Annotated in this window: 3 protein-coding genes; 1 reads left to right on the top strand and 2 read right to left on the bottom strand. The window is 62.3% G+C overall.

Features of this window, described 5'->3' with window-relative positions; translation table 11 throughout:
• Positions 1-523, bottom strand: a 523-nt coding sequence (locus tag GIW04_RS26490) for a hypothetical protein (protein ID WP_236479353.1), incomplete at its 3' end; no start/stop codon positions are given.
• A 72-nt stretch (positions 524-595) separates the two neighbouring features.
• Positions 596-2,407 (bottom strand): monovalent cation:proton antiporter-2 (CPA2) family protein, encoded by a 1,812-nt coding sequence (locus GIW04_RS26485; protein ID WP_019817299.1) that lies wholly within the window; start codon positions 2,405-2,407, stop codon positions 596-598.
• Between the two features lie 412 nt (positions 2,408-2,819).
• Between GIW04_RS26485 and GIW04_RS26480 the strand changes: the two genes are divergently transcribed.
• A partial coding sequence (locus GIW04_RS26480; RefSeq protein WP_236479352.1) for a beta strand repeat-containing protein occupies positions 2,820-6,474 on the top strand: 3,655 nt, incomplete at its 3' end.

Below are 6,474 nucleotides of genomic sequence, written 5' to 3'. Positions count from 1 at the left end.
GTGCATGCCCCTTCACATCATCCGCCCGGGAAATCGCCTGGATCACCAGCAAATGGTTGCCCGAACCACCCAGGAATGTGGAGTTCAAGGTCTTGCCACCACCTTGGGTAGCGCTGCTGTCCACTTGGCGCAGGCCCAGGCCCTTGTAGGTGAGTTTCTTCTCGCCCAGTTTCTTGAAGTCGGGCAGGGCAGCACTCTGGTCCTTGACGAAATCGGCCACGGCGCCGTCGAGGAACTGCGGGTCGTTATCCTGGATCTTTGTCCCATCGTTGCGCACGGTTTCGGCGACGATCACCACACTTTTCGTCGTTGAGTTGGCGTACAGGGTGCCTTGGGTGTCGGCGGTGCCGTCTTGCGCCGTGCCGGATGGCAGGGTGTCGGCGCTGTAGGCCTTGGGCAGTTTGAAGGTGAACTTGCCACCCAAGGTGGAGATGGTCTGGGTGGTGGGCTTGGCAGCAGCGAACACGCTGCTGGCGGTGAGCGCGAGGGCCAGCAGCATTGCGGTCTTGGTGAACGTGGCCATGAAGCACTCCGGGGATGAACGAAATTGCGGCGTATTCTGTCAGAAAATTCGCAATCTCGTTCATCGGCCCCGTCACACTTTGTCGGAAGACTCTTCCTCAAGCCTGTCCATTTCAAACAGGCGCGCCAGTTCCGCACGGGCTTCCTGGGCGGTTTGCATGACCTTGGCCGCGTCGTCGTACACCGCGTGTTGGGCGGCGAGTACCTGCTGGTCGTGGGTCTTGAAGCGGTTGATGCGCGCATCGGCCTGGGCCTGGCTCAAACCGAGGCCGACCAGGGTACGGCGGCTCATTTCCAGGCTGGAGTAGAAGGTTTCGCGCACCGGTGAAGCGTCCAGGTCCACCAAGCGGTGTACGTGCTGGCGGTTGCGCGCACGGGCGATGATCTTCATGTGCGGGTAGAGGTTGCGCACCAACTCGGCGGTCTTGATGTTGATCTCCGGGTCGTCCATGGCGATCACGAAGAATTCCGCTTGATCGACTTTGGCCGCGTGGAGGATTTCCGGGCGTTGGGGGTCGCCGTAGAACACCGGCATGCCACCGAAACTGCGGGTCAGCTCGATGGTTTCCACCGAGGTGTCGAGGGCGATGAACGAGATGTTCTGGGCGCGCAGGATGCGCGCCACGATCTGGCCCATGCGGCCCATGCCGGCGATGACCACGCGGGGCGCATCGCTTTCGATGGCGCGGTATTCCTCGGGTACTTCCACCGGCTTGACCTTGGGCTTGAACAGCTTCGGGCACACCAGCAACAGCAGCGGGGTCACGGCCATGGACAGCGTGATGGTGAGCACCAGCACGTCGTACAGCTGCGGTTCGAACAGGCCCTGGTCGCGGCCGATCTTGAACACCACAAAGGCGAACTCACCCCCCGCCGCCAGCACCACGCCCAGGCGTAAAGCGCTTTCGCGGTTGAGGTCGCCCACCATTCGCCCGACGGCGTACAGCAGCGGCAGCTTCAAGCCGATCAGCAGCAGGGTCAGGCCGATCACCACCAGCGGTGTGCTGAGCAGCAGGCTGAGGTTGGCGCCCATGCCTACGCTGATGAAAAACAGCCCCAGCAGCAGGCCCTTGAACGGCTCGATCTGGGATTCCAGTTCGTGGCGGTATTCCGAATCCGCCAGCAGCAGGCCGGCGAGGAAGGCGCCCAGGGCCATGGACACGCCCACCAATTCCATCAGCCAGGCGGTGCCGATCACCACCAGCAGCGCGGTGGCGGTGGACACTTCGCGCAGGCCGGTCTTGGCGACAATGCGAAACACCGGGCGCAACAGGTAGCGCCCGCCGATGATCACCACCGCGATGCTGCCGAGGATCTGCAGCACATGTTGCAGGCCTTGGGCCTCGGTGGTCGGATGATCGCTGCCGGCCAGCAACGGCACCATGGCGATCAGCGGGATGGCGGCGATGTCCTGGAACAACAGGATGGCAAAGGCCAGGCGCCCGTGGGGTTGGTTGAGTTCCTTGCGTTCGGCCAGGCTTTGCAGGCCAAACGCCGTGGAGGATAGTGCCAGGCCAAGGCCCAGCACGATGGCGCTGTTCCACGACTGGCCAAACAGCCACAGCGCGACCGCGCCCATCACCACACCGGTGAGCAGGACCTGGGCCAGACCGACGCCGAACACCGCCTTGCGCATCACCCATAAACGTTTGGGTGACAATTCCAGGCCGATGATGAACAGCAACAGCACCACGCCCAGTTCAGAAAACTGCGCCACGCTTTGCGGGTTGCCGATCAGTCCAAGTACCGACGGGCCGATGATCACACCGGCGAACAGATAGCCCAGCACCGCGCCCAATTGCAGGCGCTTGGCCAGGGGCACGGTCAGCACGGCGGCGAACAGGAACACCACGGCTGCTTGTAACAGGTTGCCTTCATGGGGCATTACGAACTCCAGCATTTGCATCGATCAACGGTAGGAGCGAGCTTGCTCGCGAAAAACGCAAGGGCACCGCGTTATATCCGGTTTGTCGCGTCATCGTTGAGGATTTTCGCGAGCAAGCTCGCGCCTACGGTGGGGGAGGATAGGGCCCTATTAGAGCGCTTTTTCACATTTTGAAACTTGTATTTTTGTCGCGACAGTCAATGGATGTTGGCGCTCATCCCATTTTTACGCCGGTTTTACGAAAGTATTAATACCATTTAATTCAATGGCTTTCGCGCAGGTCTACTAACGTTTCGAAAAACTGAACCAGTAGTCACCACGGTCAGGTGTTTCGAATTCGATGCGTGTGGATCGTTGAAACAAGGCGTGCACGCAGTCACGGATGAAAGGCTTGGACCACAAGGAGTAGAACGTGGATAGAAGACTTGCGACTGCCGCTTTACCTCGTATTTCTGCGCTTTCTCTTGCGATCCGCCTGGGCGTGGCCGGGCTGGTGATGGGGCTGGCGAGCCCGGATGTGTTCGCCGCCTGTAGCCCGGCGAGTCCCACCGCTGGAGCGACGGTGACCTGTACGGGTGTGCCGACATTGCTGCTGATTCCCAACACCTTCAACAGCGCTGTCAACACCCTCACGGTCAACGTCACCGCCGGGACGAAGCTCAATACATTGGTGGGTGGTGTCGCGCTGAGCCTGACGGGCAACAACACGACATTGAACAACGCCGGCACCATTGACCCGGCAGTACTTGGGTTGGTTTCAGCCCTGAGCGGTGGTGTGGTGATCGGCAACTCGACAGCCAATGCGCTGAACATCACCAACGCGGCCACCGGCGTTATTAACGGTACCGGCGCGCTGCTTGGGTTGAACCTGGCCTCGCTGGGCGGCATGGCACTCAATGCCACCAACGGCGTAGGCGGCACCACCACGATTGTCAACGACGGCACCATTGGTTCGTCTTTCTTGCTCGGCCTTTCGCTGCTTTCCTCCGACACCCCGGTGGTGGCGGTACAGGGTGGCGGGCAGGTCAATATGACGAACAACGGCACCCTGACCGGGCGCGTGGCGTTCGAGAGCTCCACTACAGGGAACACGTTCCGCAACACCGGCACCATCTCTGGCGGCGTGTCGATGGGGACCGCCAGTACCAACACCTTTACGGCAGTCACGGGCTCGCAAGTGACCAACGGCGGCGGCCTCGGCTTGAGCCTGGGCGGACTGATCGGCGTGAACCTGACGTTTGCGCCCACCGGCCAGGTGGACGGCGGCGCAGGCGGCAGCAACTCGCTGATTCTTGAAAACACGACGGGTGTCGGTGGCGGCAGTACTGGCACCGGCTCGGCCTCAAGCGCCAACTATGTCAACTTCAACAACCTAGCCATCAATAGTGGCACCTGGACCCTGCAGGGGCCGTTGGTCAGCGGCAGCACCACGCTCAACGGCGGCGTGGCGCAATTCAATAACAACTCGACATTCGGCAGCGGTGTGCTCACGTCCAACGGCGGCGCTATCGAAGCCACCACTAACAACCTGACGCTGGCTAACCTGATGACCCTCGGAACCGGTGGCCTGACGGTGCAGGGGGCTGCTACCGGGCTGACTTTGAGTGGCCTGATCTCGGGCACTGCTGGCCTGAACAAAGCCGGTACCGGCGAGTTGATCCTTAGCGGCGCCAACACCTTTCAGGGCGGCACCACCTTGAATGCCGGCACGCTCACATTGGGCAATGCCGCAGCGCTAGGCTCCGGTGCCTTGACCGTCGCGGGTGCGGGTACGTTTGAGAGCAATGCTGCGCTGACCACCAGCAATGCGATTACCTTGAACGCCAATCTGACCGTAGATGGCGTGAACCCGCTGACCCTTGGCGGGGTTGTCAGCGGCGGTTCCGGGTTGATCAAGGAGGGCGTATCGAGCCTGGCGCTTACGGGCAACAATACTTACACCGGCGCCACGGCCCTCAACGCCGGTTCGCTGGTGGTTGGCTCCAATACTGCGCTCGGCACCAGTGTGTTGAACGCCTCGGCGGGTACCACGTTGGATGCCAGTGCAGCAGTGAGCCTGGGCAATAACCTCAACCTGGGCGGTAACCTGACCCTTGGCGGCAGCAACGCGCTGACCCTTGGCGGCGTGGTGGCGGGCCTTGGCGGGTTGATCAAGAACGGCCCGGCGGATCTGATCCTCAATCAAGCGAACACTTACCTGGGCAACACGGCACTCAACAGCGGCAAGCTGGTGATTGGCGCTACCGGTGCCTTGGGTGCGGGTACGTTGAATGCTGCCGCAGGCACGACCCTGGACGCCAGCACCACTGCCACGCTGACTAACGCGGTCAACCTGGCCGGTAACCTTGGAATCGGCGGCAGCGCCAACCTGACCCTGGGCGGCACGGTCAACGGTGCAGGCAGCCTGACCAAAAACGGCACGGCCGGCCTGACACTCAGCGGCAGCAATAACTTCCTGGGCGGCACTACCTTGAATGCGGGCAGCCTGACCGTCGGCAGCAACACGGCGCTTGGCCTGGGCAACTTGACCGTCGGCGGCGCCGCCACCCTTAACAGCACCTCGGCGGTGGCGCTGGGCAATGGCATTGCCCTCAACGCCGGGCTGACCGTCGGCGGCACCAATGGGCTGACCCTGGGCGGTGTGGTCAGCGGCGCGGGCGCGCTGATCAAGGATGGCCTGGCCAACCTGACCCTTAACGGCACCAACACTTTCACCGGTGGCACCAGCCTCAACGCCGGTACGTTGACCTTGGGCACGGCAGGCGCATTGGGCGCAGGCTCCTTGACGGTCGGCGGTGCGGCAACCCTGGATAACAGTGCGGCCCTTACCCTGGGCAACGGGATTGCCTTGAATGGCGACCTGACGCTCGCGGGTAACAATGACCTGAACCTCAGCGGCGTGATCAGCGGCGCCAGTGCGCTGATCAAAAATGGCTTGGCTGACCTGACCTTGAGCGGCAGCAACACGTTTACCGGGCCATTGAATATTGTCTCCGGCAGCGTCACCACCGGCAGCGCCGGTGCATTGGGCAACACCTCCGGTGTCGATGTCAGCACCGGCGCCGCACTGAACCTGGGCGTCGATTCCAGCCTGGCCGGCCTCAGCGGTGCGGGTGGCGTGGCAGTCGGCGGCGGTTTGAATCTCACCGTGGGAGGGGTGAACACCAGCAGTACTTTTGACGGTGACCTCAGCGGCGCGGGCAGCTTGATCAAAGTGGGTACCGGCACGCTCACGCTCAACGGAATCAATGGCATCACCGGTAACACGGCGATCAACGCGGGCACCCTGGATGTCGATGGTTCTCTGGGCAGCGCGTTGGTCAACGTGAATAGCGGCGGCACCCTCACCGGCAGTGGCTCGCTATTGGGTACGGCGAATATCAATAGCGGCGGGCACCTGGCGCTGGGCAGTGGCACGACCTTGTCGGCTGGCGGCCTGAACATGAGTGCCGGGGCCAGTCTGGATGTGGCGCTTGGCGCACCGTCGCTGACTTCGCTGATGAATGTCGGTGGCAACGTGAACCTGGCCGGCGACCTCAATGTGAGCGATGCCGGTGGCTTTGGCGCTGGTGTGTATCGCTTGATCAACTACACCGGCGGCTTGACCGGCGCATTGAACGTCAACACGGTGCCGCTGGGTTATGGGCTGGGTGATCTGCTGGTACAGACCTCAGTGGGCAGCCAGGTCAACCTGGTGGTAGCGGCGCCGAATATTCGTTTCTGGGACGGCAGCAACACCCTTGCCAACGGCACTGTTGACGGTGGCAACGGCACCTGGACAGCGGGGGGCACCAACTGGACCTCGGCCGACGGCCTTTCCAACCAGACCTGGGGCGGTGGCTTTGCGGTGTTCCAAGGCGCGGCGGGCACCGTCAGCGTGAATGGCGTACAAACCATCACTGGCATGCAATTCGTCACCGATGGCTACAACCTGGTCAATGGCACCGGTGGGCAGTTGAGCACCGGCAGCGGCAACTTCGCCGTGCGCGTCGACCCACTGGCGACTGCCACTCTTGGCGTCGATATCACCGGCGCGGGCGTTCTGAACAAACTCGATACCGGCACGC

The sequence above is a fragment of the Pseudomonas sp. PA-4-8C genome (assembly GCF_021606625.1).
GTDB classification, from domain to species: Bacteria; Pseudomonadota; Gammaproteobacteria; order Pseudomonadales; family Pseudomonadaceae; genus Aquipseudomonas; species Aquipseudomonas lactis.
This window is presented reverse-complemented; position numbering and strand designations above follow the sequence as displayed.